The sequence below is a fragment of the Duganella radicis genome, assembly GCF_009720825.1.
Taxonomy (GTDB): Bacteria; Pseudomonadota; Gammaproteobacteria; order Burkholderiales; family Burkholderiaceae_D; genus Rugamonas; species Rugamonas radicis.
The window spans coordinates 41,381-56,896 of sequence record NZ_WNKY01000003.1 but is presented as its reverse complement, the minus strand read 5'-3'; the positions used below and the strand labels follow the sequence as shown (position 1 = coordinate 56,896).

Sequence of the window (15,516 nt, the reverse complement as noted above, 5' to 3'; positions counted from 1 at the left end):
AGTACAGTTAATCGCCGTTCGTCCCCGCCGCAATGATCAAAGTTCTGGAAAATCCGTTCTACTACCTGGAGAATTTTCACCAGGTGCTGGCGTGGATCAGCGAACGCTACGACGATCTGCTGAACGCCGACGAGCGGCACTTCCTGTCCGTCTTTCCTTCCCTGCCCCAGCCTTCGCGCGCGCTGTTCGTGCGCATGGTGATGCGCAAGGGCACGGTGTTCCGCGCCAGCAAACTGGTCTATGCCGAAATCGGCAGCACGCATGAAGCGGCCCGTCCGCTGGCCGAGCAGGGCCTGATCGAGGAAGATCCTTGCTTGTGCCTGGACCAGTTGTTCGAGCTGCTGCAAAAACCGGAAATCGTCAAAGTCTTCCAATTGGCGCCGCACGTCCGGCATCTGCGCAAGGCCGAGCAGCTGGAGGCGCTGCGCGAGGAATACGACGCCGAGCATCCCTTCTCCGGCTGGTACGCCAATTCCGGCGACCACGTCTACCGCAACCTGACGCAGGAGCTGTGCGACCGCCTGCGTCTCATCTTCTTCGGCAACTACCATCAGGACTGGACCGACTTCGTGCTGTCCGACCTGGGCATCTACCAGTACGAAAAGGTGGAGTTCTCGCCGGCCGCGCGCGGCTTCCGCAGCCGCCGCGACATCGACGATTTCCTCGCCATCCACCGCTGCCACGAACGCTTCGCCGACGGCGAAGACGTGGCCGCCGTCATGGCCGATCTGCCGCCCTGCGCAGCCGATAACGAATGGCTGCGCAGCCGCCGCAACAAGCTGGTGTTCACCATCGCCCAGCACGTTGAAAAGCAGGCCGACTGGGCGATGGCCTATGCGCTGTACGCCGATTGCGACTATCCCGGTGCCCGCGCGCGCGCCATCCGCGTGCTGGAAAAAAACGATCTGCCGCGCGAAGCCTTCGAGCTGCTGCAAACCGCCATGCAGGCGCCGGAGAGCGAGGCCGAACGCCAGCAACTGCTGCGCATGGCGCCGCGCCTCGCGCGCAAGCTTGGTCACGCCAAGCCGCCGCCGGTGGCGCTGGCGCAGGCCGAACGCATCGATCTGAACCTGCCGCCGCCGGAGCAAGCCACTTACGTGGAATTCGTGGTGCGCGATCATCTGCACAGCGACGAGGCGCCGGTGTATTACGTCGAGAATTCGCTGATCAATTCCCTGTTCGGACTGTTGTGCTGGGACGTGGTGTTCGCGCCGATACCGGGCGCGTTCTTCCATCCCTACCATCGCGGCCCGGCCGACCTGCACAGCGCCGACTTCCAGCGCCGCCGCGCACAACAATTTGCCGATGTGCTGGCGCAGCTGAATAGTGAACAGTATCGCGCCACCATCCGCGCCAACTACGCGGCCAAGCATGGCATCCAGTCGCCCTTCATGTACTGGGAAGCGATCGACAAAGAGCTGCTCGACCTGGCGCTGGACTGCATCCCGCCGCTACATCTGAGACGCGCGTTCGAGCGCATCCTGCTGGACATCAAAGCCAACCGCAGCGGCTTCCCCGACCTGATTCAATTCTGGCCGGCCGAGCGCCGCTACAACATGATCGAAGTAAAAGGCCCGGGCGACCGTTTGCAGGACAACCAGTTGCGCTGGATCGAGTACTGCGCCCAGCACCAGATGCCGATTTCGGTCTGCTATTTGCAGTGGGCGGCATGACGTACGTTGTCGCCGTCCGGGCGCTATGCGAGTTTACCGCCAAGACCGGCGATCTCGATCTGCGCTTCACGCCCTCGCCCACCGCGCAGGAAGGCATCGCCGGCCATGGCGTGGTGACCTCGCGCCGCGATGACGATTACCAGACCGAGATTTCGCTGTCGGGCGATTTCGGCCCGCTGCACGTGCGCGGCCGCGCCGACGGTTACGACATCCGCGCCAACCGCCTGGAAGAAATCAAGACCTATCGCGGCGACTTGAAGAAGATGCCGGACAACCAACGCGCGCTGCACTGGGCGCAGGTAAAAATCTACGGTCACCTGCTGTGCAAGGATCAGGGACTGGAAAAGATCCATCTCGCGCTGGTCTACTTCGACATCGGCAGCCAGAAGGAAACCGTGCTGCACGAAGACCACACGGCCGCCGATTTGCAGACCTACTTCGAGCAGCAATGCGGCCTGTTCCTGCAATGGGCGCAGCAGGAAATGGCGCACCGCGCGGAGCGCGACCTGCAACTCAAGGCGATGCGCTTCCCCTATGGCGATTTCCGTCCAGGCCAGCGCCAGCTGGCGGAAGCCATGTACCGCGCCAGCAACCGCAAGGTGTGCCTGCTGGCGCAAGCGCCGACGGGCATCGGCAAAACTGTCGGCAGTCTGTTCCCGATGCTGAAAGCCAGCGCCGATCACGGCATCGATAAAGTCTTCTTCCTCGCGGCGAAGACCTCTGGCCGGCAGATGGCGCTCGATGCGGTGGACCTGATCCGCGAAGGCGCACCACTACTGCCACTGCGCACGCTGGAAATGGCGGCCAAAAGCACGGCCTGCGTCAATCCGGACAAGGCCTGCCACGGCGAGTCCTGCCCGTTGGCCAAAGGCTTCTACGATCGCTTGCCGGCCGCGCGCGAGTCGGCGCTGGCCATCATGGCGCCATCGGAAAGCGGCAGCGCACCGCCGGCACTGGACCGCGACACGTTGCGCGCCATCGCCCTCGCCCACAACGTCTGCCCGTATTACCTGAGCAGCGAAATGGCGCGCTGGTGCGACATCGTCATCGGTGACTACAACTACTACTTCGACAGCAGCGCCATGCTGTACAGCCTCACGCAGCTGAACGACTGGAAGGTGAACATCCTGGTGGACGAGGCGCACAATATGGTGTCGCGCGCGCGCAAGATGTATTCGGCCGACATGGAGCACGACGGCCTGCGCCAGCTGCGCAAGATCGTGCCGGACGAATTGAAAAAGCCGCTGGACCGCGTGCACAAGCAGTGGAACCAGCTGGAGAAAGACCAGACGGCCGAGTACCAGTCTTATGCCGAGCTGCCGGAAAAATTCATGGGCGCGTTGCAGACCGCGTCCACCGCCATCTCCGATTACATGGCCGATCATCCTGGCTACGTGGAACCGGACCTGCAAAGCTTCTACTTCAACGCGCTGATGTTCGCGCGGCTGGCGGAAAGCTTTGGCGACCATGCGCTGTTCGATATCGAGAAAGCGCCTGGCGCGCGCGCCAGCAACAGCAACTCGGTGCTTTGCATCCGCAACATCGTCCCGGCCCCGTACCTCAAGCCGCGCTTTGAAAGCACGCACACCACGGCGCTGTTCTCGGCCACGCTCAGTCCATGGAACTACTTCGGCGACATGCTCGGCATGCCGGAGACCACGGCGTGGGTGGATGTGGAATCGCCGTTCGTGGCGGAGCAGTTGTCGGTGCAGGTGGCGCAGCACATCTCCACGCGCTACGCACACCGCCAGCAATCGCTGCGTCCCATCGCGGAGTTGATGGGACAGCAGTACGCCACGCAGCGCGGTAACTATCTGGCCTTTTTCAGCAGCTTCGATTACATGGAAAAAGCGGCCAATCAGTTCAGCGAACTGTATCCGGAGGTGCCGGTATGGCGCCAGTCGCGCCGCATGGACGAAGCGGAGCGCGCGCAGTTCCTCGACCGCTTCACGCTCGATAGCGAAGGCATCGGCTTTGCGGTGCTGGGCGGCTCGTTCGGCGAGGGAGTCGACTTGCCGGGTGCGCGCCTGATTGGCGCGTTTGTCGCCACCCTGGGCCTGCCTCAGGTCAATCCGGTGAATGAGCAGATCCGCCAGCGCATGGAGACGATTTTTGGCGCGGGCTACGATTACACCTATACCTATCCCGGCATGCAGAAGGTGGTACAGGCGGCTGGCCGCGTGATCCGCACGCAATCGGATCGCGGTACGGTCTACCTGATCGACGACCGCTTTGGCAGGCCGGAGATTCAGGAACTGATGCCCAACTGGTGGCGTATTGACCGCTACGCGCCAATACCCCAGACGCGGCCGGCAAAATAAGTCGCGCCGTCGCGGGTGTTAACCAAGTCGCGGAAGATGGCGTTGAGGGCGCGGCCTTCCGGCGTTGGCCGCATGACGGCGACCTGGGCACGCGACCAGTCCAGTACCTTGGCGCCGATGGGATGGCGCTCGGCGTGGTAGCTGTCCAGCAGGCCTTCGGGCGCGGTACCATGAATGGTAGCGGCCAGTTTCCAGCCGAGGTTTGCGGCGTCGCCGAGACCGAGGTTGAGGCCTTGGCCGCCCAGCGGCGAGTGGATGTGCGCGGCGTCGCCGGCCAGCAGAATGCGGCCGTTGCGGTAACTCGTGGCCTGGCGCGCGCGGTCGGTCCAGGTGGTGGCGATGTGCAGCGCGCTGATGGTGACGCCGGTGCCGGAGATGCGGCGCAGGACGGTCTGGAGGCGTTCGCGCGTCAGCGGCTGGCCGGCTTGATGCGCCTGATGCGACGCTCCGCCATCGAAGTCCTGCATGTTCAGGTAGCCCGGCTGCGATTGGAAATACATGCCCTGCGGCGTGGTCACGCGGCCGGCCGCCAGCTTTTCAGGATCGGCGATATCGACCTTGGCCGAGTAGCCGGTGAATGCCGGCTCGGTGCCTTCGAACGTAAAGCCGCCAGCCTTGCGCACCACACTGCGCGCGCCGTCGCATCCAATCAGCCACCCAGCGCGGAATAGCTGGCCTCCCGCCCGCACCGCCACGCCGCCTCCTCGCTCGACGCGACGGGCGGCTGCGTCATCGGATCGCGGACCGCGGCTCGCGAACATGGCGCCATCGCCGCTTTGCTCGACGCCATCGACGGCCAGGCCACGGCGGATATCGACACCCAACGCCAGCGCGCGGCGCGTCAGCACGGCTTCCAGCTCCGCAAGCTCCGCCAGCAAATGTGTCGGTGGCGCGTCCGGCGCACGCCGGGGCCAGCGCTCGGTGTCGATATTCGCGTATTCAAAGGGAATGCCGGCGAAGTGGCCGGCCTGCTTGCCGCGCGCGCCGCTGAACGGATTCTGGAGACGCTTGTGCAGTTCCAACTGATCCAGCAAGCCGCGCCGGTGCAGCGCTTCGATGGAAGGCGCATTCAGTCCGCGTATGCCAAAGGGCAGCAGCTTCAAAGGCGAATGCGGATCTTCCGCTTTCTCCAGAATGAGGACCGAGCATTTGGCCTCGGCCAGCTCACCAGCGAGGAACAGGCCGGCCGGTCCGGCGCCTGCGATAATGACGTCATAAGTATTCATGCCCCGCAGTCTAGGGCTTAGTCCCCGCGCGGCGCTTGTACAAATGCGACAAAATCCTTGCTGGTCTCCCGCGCCCTGCGCGCAAACGCGGCTGGCGTGGCGCCGCTGTAGCGTTTGAATTCCCGGCTCAGATGCGATTGATCGGTATAACCCAGCTCCTGCGCCAGCGCGGCGAGATTGCTCTGGGGCGCATGCCACAAGCGATTGCGCACCTGCTCGAAGCGCATCAGGCCAGAGACGTCCTTCACCGTATGTCCGGACGACTGCTTGAACTTGCGCTCCAGCGTGCGCACCGTGGCATGCGCCGCCGCTGCGACTTCGCTCACCGGCATGGCGCCGCGCGCCGCGCGCATCGCCTCCCCGGCCCTGAACAGCATGCTGTCCAGCGCCAGCTGTGAGCGCGCTTGCAGGAAGTACTGGGCCAGCAGCGCCACCGCCGCGTCGACCTCGCCCGCCTGCACGCAAGCGGCCAGCGGTGCCTGCAACTGCGCCATAGGATGCTCGAAGGCGTGTACGCCATGCCGGCCGGACGGCAAGCCAAGCAGATCGAACACCGTCCACGGATAACAACGCACGCCGAGTATCTCCAGCCGTCCGATGGCGGTGAAGGTGACCGGCTGATTCAGTAATCCCATCATGAACGGCGACGGCAACCCAACCCCGTCGCGCGACACGCCGCCGAAGCAGAACACGATTTCAGCGTAACCATCCGGCAGCACCTCAAAACTGTACGGCTGCTGCGCGCCCTCGCGCCGGTTATACCAGAAGCATTTGATGACCTCGCGCAGCGGCTGCGGCGGCGCAAACTCCTGATGCAGCATTACTGCACCACGGCGCGTATTTTCTGGTAGCCACTGCGGCTGATCGGCACGCGGCTGCCATCCTTGAGCACCGCCACATGACTATCTTTGGTGGCCTGCTCGATGCGGTCTACAAACGCGATGTTGACGATGTAGGAGCGATGAATCCGCAGGAACTGCTCCGCGTCCAATTGCTCCTCCAGCTCCGACATGCGCTGGTTCTTCAGGTAGGATTTGCCCTCCGAGCGGATCTGCACATAATCGTCCTGCGCCTCCACGTGCTCGATCTTGTCGGCATTGATGACGTGAACTTTGGCGCCATCGCGTATCAGTACGCGGCCCAGCGGCTTGTTGCGGCCCGCGGCTTCGCGCACCATCTTCTCGACCGCCTCGCCGCCAGCACCAAGGTTGGCGCGCGCGTGCGCCAGCGCCTGATCGAAGCGCTGCTGACTGAAGGGTTTCAACAGGTAATCCAGCGCGTGGAATTCGAACGCCTTGATCGCGTACTGATCGTAGGCGGTGGCGAAAATGTAGCGGGTCTTGCTGCCCGCCAGTTCCGCCACCTCAAAGCCATCCAGCTTGGGCATCTGGATGTCCAAAAACACCAGATCCGGCGACAGCTCGGTGATCGCCTTCACCGCCTCGAAGCCATTGCCGCATTCGGCCACGACTTCCACGTCCGCATGTTCGGACAGATATTCGCGCACCACGCCGCGCGCCAGCATTTCATCGTCCACGATGATGATACGCATACCTCAATCCCCTTGTTCGCTCGTTTGCGCGGGCATCGTGATGTCCACGCCAAAGCTGTTCTGCTGCCGGCCCCACTGGATGCCGGCTTCGTGTTTATATGCGCCGGATAAACGCTGGCGCACGTTGCTCAGTCCTATGCCATGGCCGTCGCCGCGGACGGACGACATGTCCTCGTCCACCGGATTGGCCACGCCGATGTGCAGCATGGTGCCTGCGCGGCGCGCGGTGATGCGTATCGTACCGCCTTCCGGCATATTGCAGATGCCGTGCTTGACGGCGTTTTCCACCAGCGGCTGGATGATCATCGGCGGCACCAGGCACTCGGCCGCGCCGTCGCCGATGTCTTCCTCCACTTTCAGCCGCTCGCCAAAGCGCACCTGCTCGATCGACAGGAAGTGCCGGATCAGCACCATCTCCTCGCCCAACGTCACCTTCTTGTGCGCCTCCATGCCCAGGCTTTGACGGAAGAAGCTCGCCAGCTCCAGCGTCATGCGCCGCGCCGCCTTGGGATCTTGCGAAGTCAGGGCGCTGATCGAATTGAGGCTGTTGAACAGGAAGTGTGGATCGATCTGCGTGCGCAGCATGCGCAGCTCGGCCTCCTGCGCCATCAGCAGCGATTCCAGCTCGCGCTGTTCCGCGTTTTTGGCACGCACGAATTCGATCACCAGATAATGCAGCGCCGCCGCAAAGCCATACAGCAGCACGCCCAGCACCACAACCAGTACCGACAGCTGCGGTGTGATGACGATGCCGCTCCACGCAGCCCCCAGCAGCAGGCACAGGGCATTCCACAGATTCCCGATAATCAGCCACAAAAAGCCCAGCACCACCGCCGCCACCGACAGCATCAGCGCGATCGCCGGGGCCGGGCGCGTGCCTAGCGGATTGGCCCGACACAGATAGTAAGCGGAGTAGCCGGCGGCGAAGGCGTACCACAGGTTCATCGGAATCGCGAACAGCATGGCGTTGGCCAGCGGCGTCTCGCTGGCAAGCGAGATCACGCCGCCCAATGCGCAACCGAGGAACAGCCATACCAGCAGATAGATGACGGTTGCCCGGCGCGTAGCGGATATTTCCTGCATCAGTTACGGACTTCCATGCCGCCCATGATGACGTAGCCGCGCACGATCAGGCGCTTGCCGGAAGCCGGGCCGGTCGGCGGCACGGTTTTTTCATCGAAGCCGCCCATGATCGGCGTGCCGTCGAACACCACGGTCCAGTCGACCGGCACCTTGAGGGTGATGCCGCCGCACATGGCAAACACGTTCAGCACCGCGTCGCCATTGACCGAGGCCTGACGCAGATCGAGGTCGCAGCCGCCCATGATGGCGGTGATCTCGCCGCCACGGAAATCCTGCGTGGTGATGCGGTGCTTGAAGCCGCCCATAATGGCGGTGTAGTTGATGACCGATTCGCCATCGGCGTCCGGCTTATCGAGCGGACCGGGGGCCGGCCGCGTTTGCGCGGCATGGCTGGCGGTGGCCTTGTACACCACCGCCACGCCGGCCGCGATCAGCAGCAGCGGCCACAGGGAACGCATGCTGATGTCGATCAGGCCCGTTTCGCGCAACAGGATCACGCTCCCCGCCGCGATCATCAGGCCGCCGACCACGGTGCCGGACTGGCTGCGGGTCTGCACCACTTTCAGGATGCCTGCGCCGATCAGGATGACGGGCACGATATGCACTGTCAGGTTCAAGTGCACCCAGCCCAGATTATCGATCAGGAACAGCAAGCCGATGCCGATGACGAACAGGCCAATAATCATCTGCGTGGCGGGATTGCGCTCGCGGCGGTTTTTCATGCTTGCTCCTTGATCGATGCGAAGATATTGTCCAACAAGGGGCGCAGCAGCAGGCCGACGCCCCAGGCGACCAGCAAGGCAGGCCAGGTCTGCGCGAAACTCAAGCCCCAGATGTGGTTGAAGGAGACGTACCACCAGCCGGCGAAGAAAAGCTCCCAGAAGCCCTGGAGCAGGTAACGCGGTGTGGTCGGTGGAATGATCTTGATGATGCCGCTGATGACCATCAGCCATGGCCAGTAGCGCCAGGCCTGTGCCCAGTTGATGTCCAGCTCCAGCATGTCGGCGCGCTCCAGCAGGAAGGCCGTGCCGACAGCGATCAGCCCCAGGCCCCAGACCAGTTGCTGGCGCCAGCGGTATGCAGTTTCTACGTTCATGTGAATGTCCCCCAAGTCGGTATGAATGTAACAATACCGGGGAACGGCAGGCGGGGAAACCGCTATTCGGCGAATAGCGGAATTGGACCGGTGAATGGCGAAAAAACCTTAGTTGCGGCCGTTGCTGACTTTCTGTTCGAAGGCCATCAGCCCCCAGCCGAGCTGGCGGCGGATCTCTTCCGGCGTCGGCGGCGGCTTCACTTCGTGCGAACGGCGCTCCAGATAGGCGCGGACCAGATACTTCGAAGGATGGGTAGTGGGCGTCATGATGACCTCCATATGGCGGCAACATCGTTATTCGGTAGGTTCAGTGTAGGCCTACCTCGCCCGTCGCTCTGTACGGGCGCGCACACTGTATCGCTCAGAGTTTTTGCTGCAAAAACTCCAGGAAGCAGCTGATCCGCTGCGCCAGCTGGGTGTTGCGGTAGTAGACCGCGTGGATCTGCTGGCGGTAGCCGGTGTAGTCGGCTTCCAGCACTTTGACCAGGCGGCCGGCGGCGATGTCGGCGCGGGTCATGAAGTCCGCCAGGCAGACGATGCCCTGCCCGCCCAAGGCCAGCTGACGCAAGGTCTCGCCGCTGGAGGCCGAGATCGACGGCGTGACCGGCAGGGTGTTGCCGGCCGCGTGACGCAATGGCCACTGGTTACCCAGCTCATACTGCACAAAGCCCAGCAGCGAATGCCGCGCCAGGTCTTCCGGCGTTTGCGGCGTGCCGTGGCGCGCCAGGTAGTCCGGGCTGGCCAGCACGTACAGCGGGCTGGAAATCAGGGCGCGCGCATGCAGGGTGGAGTCGGTCAGCGCGCCGATGCGGATGGCGATGTCGGTGCGGTGTTCGATCAGGTCCGCGATCTGGTCGTTGCTGCTTAATTCGAGGCGGATGTCCGGATACATTTCGCGGAATTCGGCCACGTGCGGCACCACAGAGTGCAGCATGAACGGCGAAGCCGCGTCCACACACAGGCGGCCGGCCGGCTTCTGGCGGCGGATGCGGATGGTTTCTTCCGCTTCTTCCATCGCCCCTAAAATGGCGCGGGCTTTTTCCAGGAACAGCTGGCCTTCCTCGGTCAGTTCCATGCGGCGCGTGGTGCGCGTCAGCAGCGAGGTGGCCAGCTTGTCTTCCAGCCGCGACAGCGCGCGGCTGACGCCGGACGTGGTCTGGCCCAGATGCACCGACGCCGCACTCAAGGTGCCGCTGTCGATGACGGTGATGAAGGTCTTTAAGTCGTCCGAGTTGATATCCACGGGTGTTTCATCCTTACGCGACGTACAGCAGCACCGCGCCGAAATGGCATGCGCTGCCGCCCAGTACAAACAAATGCCAGACGCCGTGACCGTAGCGCCATTTGTGATCGGTGACGAAGAAGGCGATGCCCAGCGTGTACACCAGGCCACCGGCCGCCAGCCACATAAAGCCATTCCAGCCCAGCGCGTCGATCAGCGGGCTGGCGCCGATCACGCCCACCCAGCCCATCGCCACGTAGATCAGCAGCGACAGCACGCGCGCGCCTTTGGCGAACAGCAGTTCCTGCACGATGCCCAGCACCGCCAGTCCCCACACCACGCCGAACAGGGCCCAGCCCCACGGTCCGCGCAGGCTGACCAGCGTGAACGGGGTGTAGCTGCCGGCGATCAGCAGGTAGATGGCGCAGTAATCCAGCTGCCGCAGCACGTCCTTGGCGCGTCCGCGCAGGCTGTGATACAGCGTGGACGTCAGGTATAAGGCCAGCAAGGTGGCGGCGTAGATGCTAAAGCTGACGACTTTCCAGGCGTCGCCGCTGCGGGCCGCCTGGACGATCAGCAGCGTGCCGCCGATCGCGGCCAGCGCCGCGCCTACGGTGTGCGTGATACTGTTGAAGCGCTCTCCGTAATACATGTCTGGTTCCAATGCAGTGGTGGCTGCGGCTGGGATAGCGGCGGCCACCGGCATTGTATAGCGCCTCGCTTGCGCGCGCCGCCGGGTTTATGCCGTGCCTTCTTACTAATTATCAAAAAATTCATCGTAGCATATTTGGAATTTATGCAAAGCAATGTTACAAAATGATATACATTGGCTTGACCGCATTGCGACATTTGTCGCATACTTGCGCTATTAGTCGCATGGAGGTATTGCTATGAGTATTCCATCGGTCACGGAGCTGACCTTGCTGAAAGTGCTGTGGAAACAGCAGCCGCTGAGCGCGCGCGAGATTCACGACGCGGCCGCCGCTGAACTGGATTGGTCGTTTTCGTCCACCCGCAAGACGCTGGAGCGGATGCTGGAGAAGCAGATGGTGGGCGTGCAGGTGGTGCATGGGGTGAATGTCTACAGTGCGCGGCTGGAGAAGGTCGGCACCCTGGCGGCGTTTGCGCATGATTTCGGACGGCGCGTGATGGAGATCGACGCGCCGCTGCCGGTGGCCATGTTCACGGGCAGTAAGCTGGTCGATCAACAGGAGCTGGCGCGGCTGGAACAGATGCTGCATGACTGGCCGGCGGACGAAGCGTGATGGAGGACGTGTCGATGTTGGCGCTGGCGTGGCTGCTGGCGTGCGTTGGCTGCGTGGCGTCTGGTCTGCTGACATGGGCGTTGCTGGAAGGCGCGGCACGGGTGTGGCCGGGGTTGCGGACACGCCGGGCCGTGTGGCTGGCGGCGCAATGCGTGGCCGCCACCACCGCCATACTGCCCTTCCTGCCGCAAGGCGCGCAGATCGGCGTCGCGCCGCGGATCACGCTTCCCGCGCCAGCCGCGATGCAGCCCGCCACCCGCGCGACAACACCGGCCGCCGGCCAGATCGCGGCCGGGCCGGATGTCGGCGCGGCGATAGCTGCGAATTCCGGTGCCCTGATAGCTACGGATACCGGCGCGGCCGTCAGCGCTTTCGCCCCGCCCGTCAACGCGGCATCGCGCATCGTGCCTTTGCTGGCGGCGCTTTGGCTGCTGGTCTACGCCGCCGGCCTGGCATGGACCGTGGCCAGACAACTGCACGCGCGCCGCTTGTGGCGCGTGCTGCTGGCCAGCGCGCAGCACCTGTCGTCGCAAGACCTGCTGGCGCACGGCGCGTTCAGTTCCCCGCAACTGCGCGAGATCGCCCGCCGCAAGCTGGCCGTCCTGCGCACCGACGCCGCCATCTCGCCAATGCTGATCGGCGTGGCCCACCCTCGCCTGCTGCTGCCCGCCGATCTGGACGCCCTCACACGCGAACAGCAGCACATGATCATCGCCCACGAACTGCATCACCTGCGCGTCCGTGATCCGCTATGCCTCGCCATCGCCTCCATCTTGCAGACGGTTTTCTGGTTCAACCCCGCCCTGCGCTGGATGGCGAAGCAAATGGAATGGGCGCTGGAACTGAGCTGCGACCAGCATGTTCTGGCCGGCCGCCCGCAACAACAGCGCAAACAGTATGCCGCCGCCCTGCTGCGTCAATGGACCAGCATCACGCCGGCCGGCGCCGCTGCTTTCGGCGGCGCCACCATCGCCAGCCGCATTCGCAGCATGCAGCAAGACGGCCTGCCGGCATTGAGCGCCGCCGCCACATGGCTGATCGCCGCCGCATTGGCAGCCATCCTGACGCTGGCGATGCTGCTGCAACCGGCACTGGCCTACAGCCAGCCCGCCGCAGCCGAAGCCCCGGGCCGGGTCATGCCGGAAGTTGCAACCGGTGACGCACCGGCTAACGAGACATGGCGCGCGCCGGTGGACAAAGTGCGCGTCACCAGCTTCTTCGGCGTGATGCGCAGCGTGCTGCCGACGCCGCACAAAGGCATCGACTTCGCCGCCGCCAAAGGCACACCGGTGCGCGCCACGGCCAGCGGCACCGTCATCGCCGCCGGCCCGCTGCCCGAGAACGAAGGCCGCTACGGCAACGCCGTCATCATCGACCACGGCGCGCAGCAAACGCTGTACGCGCACCTCGACCGCGTCAACGTCAAACCCGGCCAACACGTCACCGCCGGAGAACTGATCGGCGCTTCCGGCCAAAGCGGCTTCACCACCGGCCCACATCTGCATCTCGAACTGCGAGAGAACGGCAGGATCATCGACCCCGCCTCCCGCCTCGACAACCTCGACGCCTACGCCACCGCCCGCGCGCTCAAAGTCCGCCGCCAGCAAAAAGGATAACCATGTTGTCACGTCAAATCACCAGCAGCCTGCTGCTGGCGGTCTCCGCTTGCGCCTACGCTTCGGAAACGCCGGAGCCGCAGCAGGTCCTGATCACCGGCGCGCGCGCCGACCAGCGCCAGCGCGAGACCACCACCGCCGTCACCATCAACCATGCCGACATCGTCCGGCAAGGCGACCAGACGCTGGCCGATGTCCTCAAGCGCTTGCCCGGCGTGAGCATCTCCAGCGCCGGCGCGATACAGATGCGCGGCCTGGGCAACGGCTACACGCAAATCTTGCTCAACGGCGAACCGGTCGCCACCGGCTTCTCGCTGGACAGCATCGCACCCGAAACCATCGAGCGCATCGAGATCCTGCGCAGCACCACGGCGGAGCAAAGCAACCAGGCTGTCGCGGGCGCCATCAACATCATTCTGAGAAAAGCTGTCGGCCAGCGCTCGGTCAGCACCAGTGTGGCGCGCCAAGGTGGCGTGACCACGCCTGCCGTCAGCGCACAACTGTCCGGCCAAAGCGAAGCTTATAGCTACAGCCTCGCCGCCACGCTGACGCGCAAGCGCAATGAAAAACCGTTCGTCGACTGGCAGGAACAGCGCGACGCCAACGGCGTTACCACGCTGCTGCGCCGCACGCCGCAGATCGAATCCGGCCGCACCGACGCCCTCACCCTGACGCCGCGCCTGAACTGGAAACTGGAGGGCGGCGATACCATCAGCTGGCAAAGCTTCGCCTACCTGCGCCGTGTCGACAATCTCGCCCGAGCCGATGAAACGGCACTGATCGGCAAGCATTCAGACTATCCGCACAACGACGCCAACTTCATCGCCAACTTTGTGATGCTGCGCAGCGATGTCAATTGGACGCACCTGCTGGACGACGGCGCCAGGCTGGAAATGAAACTGGGCGCCGCCACCAATCGCCGCAGCGGCACCTTCGACTTCCACGGCCGCGATGCGGAAGGCAAGCCACTGGGCCGTCATCACGTCGATTCCGGGCCGGTGGAGAATACGCTGACCAGTACCGGCACCTATCGCCATCCGGTGGGCGAACAGCATGCCATCGCCATCGGCTGGGACGCCAGCCATGCCGTGCGCAGCGAAGACCGCAACGAGATCCTGTTCAACGCCGTGGACCAGCAAACCGGCGCAAACAACGCCGACTACCGCGCCAACGTCAACCGCCTGGCCCTGTTCGCACAGGACGAATGGCAGGTGACGAAGCGGTACTCGCTCTACCTTGGCCTGCGCCACGAGCGTCTCGATACCGCCAGCCGCGCCAACGCCACCAATGCGCCGGATGCACTGGACAGCAATTCCTCGGTGTGGAGCCCGTCGCTGCAATCACGCTACGAACTGGCCAACAAGGATGTGCTGCGCATGGCGATCAGCCGCACCTACAAGGCGCCGCCACTGGTCAAGCTGATCCCGCGCCGCTACACCAACGATAACAACAATAACCAGACCAATCCCGATGAGCAGGGCAATCCGCATCTGCGGCCGGAGCTGGCGTGGGGACTGGATGCGGCGTATGAACATTATCTGGGCGGTGGAGCGCTGGTCAGCGTCAGCACCTACTTGCGGCGCATCCGCGACGTCACGCAATCGCGCCTGTTCCAGCAGGATGGGGTGTGGGTGGAAGCGCCCTTCAACGACGGCAACGCCCGCGCGCATGGAGTGGAACTGGAAGCCAGGCTGCCGCTGAGCAAAGCGCTGGACCTGCGCGCCAACCTGTCGCGCAACTGGTCGCGCGTGGACAATGTGCCGGGCCCGGACAACCGGCTGGAGAACCAGACCCCGGCCACCGCCAACCTCGGCGCCGACTATCGCTGGCGGCAGTGGACACTGGGCGGCAACCTTAATTATCAGGCCGCCGGCCCATCGCGGCAGTCGGCGGAAGTGCTGACCAGCGCCAGCCCGAAACGCGAACTGGACCTGTACGCCCTGTGGAAGCTGAACGCAAAAACCCAGCTGCGCCTCTCCGCCAACAACCTGCTGCGCCAGCAAGCCACCGAAACCTACCGCTACACCGACGCCGAAGGCAGCATGCAACGCCTGCGCCTCACGCCCACCCAAGCCACCCTGCGCATCATGCTGGAGCAGCAGCTGTAGTCAGTGAACGTTCCGCGCAATGTAATAGACGGCAGCCGTCAGCCCCGAGCAAACCGCCGTCATCCAGACAAGCAAGCGCCAGGTCTGCGCTTCGATGGCTTTGTACAGCTCCGCCCGGACGCTTTCAACTTCAGCGTGCGTAGCATAATGGCTCATCGTTCCTTTGATTACAGCTAAGTCGACCTGAAGTCCGGTAACAGTCCCTTGCAAAGCGACCTGTCCATCCCGCAACTCAGAGACGGTTACGGCAAGCGCATCAGTGCTGGCTTGCAAGGCCGCAGTGCGCTCCAGCAAGGTTCGCAGCGCTTCTTCCGTCGATGCGGTTTGGCTGTCCATGGTCCCATCATATTCCTC

At 63.9% G+C, this 15,516-nt stretch carries 15 protein-coding genes; 5 read left to right on the top strand and 10 right to left on the bottom strand.

Going from position 1 to position 15,516, the window contains the following annotated elements:
* Positions 1-32 precede the first annotated feature (32 nt).
* Positions 33-1,673 carry a VRR-NUC domain-containing protein gene (locus GM676_RS04895; protein WP_155462277.1) on the top strand — a complete coding sequence of 547 codons (1,641 nt, stop codon included), beginning with the start codon at positions 33-35 and terminating at the stop codon, positions 1,671-1,673.
* Positions 1,670-3,994 (top strand): ATP-dependent DNA helicase, encoded by a 2,325-nt coding sequence (locus GM676_RS04890; RefSeq protein WP_155462276.1) that lies wholly within the window; start codon positions 1,670-1,672, stop codon positions 3,992-3,994. Before GM676_RS04895 ends, GM676_RS04890 begins: the two co-directional genes overlap by 4 nt.
* On the opposite strand, the gene GM676_RS04885 is transcribed toward GM676_RS04890, so the two are convergent.
* From GM676_RS04885 to trhA, 9 genes are all read right to left on the bottom strand, one after another.
* On the bottom strand, positions 3,958-5,220 hold the full coding sequence (locus GM676_RS04885) for an FAD-dependent monooxygenase (RefSeq protein WP_155462275.1): 1,263 nt from the start codon (positions 5,218-5,220) through the stop codon (positions 3,958-3,960). The two genes, GM676_RS04890 and GM676_RS04885, sit on opposite strands and share 37 nt — an antisense overlap.
* A 17-nt stretch (positions 5,221-5,237) precedes the next feature.
* Positions 5,238-6,041 carry a DUF6597 domain-containing transcriptional factor gene (locus GM676_RS04880; protein ID WP_155462274.1) on the bottom strand — a complete coding sequence of 268 codons (804 nt, stop codon included), beginning with the start codon at positions 6,039-6,041 and terminating at the stop codon, positions 5,238-5,240.
* Positions 6,041-6,772, bottom strand: coding sequence for a LytR/AlgR family response regulator transcription factor (locus GM676_RS04875; RefSeq protein WP_155462273.1), 732 nt, complete (start codon positions 6,770-6,772; stop codon positions 6,041-6,043). The genes GM676_RS04880 and GM676_RS04875 overlap by 1 nt, the downstream gene beginning before the upstream one ends.
* Before the next feature lie 3 nt (positions 6,773-6,775).
* Complete coding sequence (locus GM676_RS04870; protein WP_155462272.1) at positions 6,776-7,855, bottom strand: sensor histidine kinase; 1,080 nt, start codon at positions 7,853-7,855, stop codon at positions 6,776-6,778.
* On the bottom strand, positions 7,855-8,577 hold the full coding sequence (locus tag GM676_RS04865; protein WP_155462271.1) for a LiaI-LiaF-like domain-containing protein: 723 nt from the start codon (positions 8,575-8,577) through the stop codon (positions 7,855-7,857). The genes GM676_RS04870 and GM676_RS04865 overlap by 1 nt, the downstream gene beginning before the upstream one ends.
* Entirely contained in the window at positions 8,574-8,951 is a 378-nt protein-coding gene (locus GM676_RS04860; protein WP_155462270.1) for a LiaF transmembrane domain-containing protein, read from the bottom strand. Before GM676_RS04860 ends, GM676_RS04865 begins: the two co-directional genes overlap by 4 nt.
* Before the next feature lie 108 nt (positions 8,952-9,059).
* Positions 9,060-9,218, bottom strand: a complete 159-nt coding sequence (locus tag GM676_RS31520) for a hypothetical protein (protein WP_170304221.1) — start codon at positions 9,216-9,218, stop codon at positions 9,060-9,062.
* Between the two features lie 94 nt (positions 9,219-9,312).
* A complete protein-coding gene (locus GM676_RS04855) occupies positions 9,313-10,194 on the bottom strand; it encodes a LysR substrate-binding domain-containing protein (protein WP_371866117.1) in 882 nt (293 codons plus the stop codon).
* 13 nt (positions 10,195-10,207) lie between these two features.
* The gene (gene trhA / locus GM676_RS04850) at positions 10,208-10,825 is read right to left on the bottom strand and encodes a PAQR family membrane homeostasis protein TrhA (RefSeq protein WP_155462269.1); all 618 of its coding nucleotides are present in this window, start codon (positions 10,823-10,825) and stop codon (positions 10,208-10,210) included.
* 238 nt (positions 10,826-11,063) lie between these two features.
* Between trhA and GM676_RS04845 the strand changes: the two genes are divergently transcribed.
* The 3 genes from GM676_RS04845 to GM676_RS04835 are packed head-to-tail and all read left to right on the top strand — an operon-like array spanning position 11,064 to position 15,162.
* Positions 11,064-11,438 (top strand): BlaI/MecI/CopY family transcriptional regulator, encoded by a 375-nt coding sequence (locus GM676_RS04845; RefSeq protein ID WP_155462268.1) that lies wholly within the window; start codon positions 11,064-11,066, stop codon positions 11,436-11,438.
* Positions 11,438-13,054 carry a M23/M56 family metallopeptidase gene (locus GM676_RS04840; protein WP_155462523.1) on the top strand — a complete coding sequence of 539 codons (1,617 nt, stop codon included), beginning with the start codon at positions 11,438-11,440 and terminating at the stop codon, positions 13,052-13,054. Before GM676_RS04845 ends, GM676_RS04840 begins: the two co-directional genes overlap by 1 nt.
* A 2-nt stretch (positions 13,055-13,056) precedes the next feature.
* The gene (locus tag GM676_RS04835) at positions 13,057-15,162 is read left to right on the top strand and encodes a TonB-dependent receptor plug domain-containing protein (protein ID WP_155462267.1); all 2,106 of its coding nucleotides are present in this window, start codon (positions 13,057-13,059) and stop codon (positions 15,160-15,162) included.
* Here GM676_RS04835 and GM676_RS04830 read toward each other — a convergent pair whose 3' ends face one another.
* Positions 15,163-15,498, bottom strand: a complete 336-nt coding sequence (locus GM676_RS04830) for a hypothetical protein (RefSeq protein WP_155462266.1) — start codon at positions 15,496-15,498, stop codon at positions 15,163-15,165.
* Positions 15,499-15,516: the final 18 nt, after the last annotated feature.